This window comes from Actinoplanes awajinensis subsp. mycoplanecinus (genome assembly GCF_001509495.1).
Lineage (GTDB): Bacteria > Actinomycetota > Actinomycetes > Mycobacteriales > Micromonosporaceae > Actinoplanes > Actinoplanes palleronii.
The window spans coordinates 1-219 of sequence record NZ_LLZH01000262.1; the positions used below are offsets into that span (position 1 = coordinate 1).

Annotated in this window: 1 protein-coding gene; it reads right to left on the minus strand. The window is 69.9% G+C overall.

Translation table 11 applies throughout. The features are described from left to right. A partial coding sequence (locus ADL15_RS53225; RefSeq protein ID WP_198171007.1) for a recombinase family protein occupies nucleotides 1–219 on the minus strand: 219 nt, incomplete at both ends.

Sequence of the window (219 nt, forward strand, 5' to 3'; positions counted from 1 at the left end):
CCCGGTCCACGGCGAGTTTCCGGCTCGTGGCCCATACCGTCACCCGGGCGACCTGCCGATCCAGGTCCGCATTCTGGTCAGCCGACGACACCCGGGCATACACCACTGTCTGCCCGGGTCCGGCCGACGTTGCGGTGACCGGCTCGCCGACCATGATGAGACGGCCGATCCGGTAGGTAGGAACAGGCAGCGTCCCGGCCGCGTACTGCCGTCGAGCGG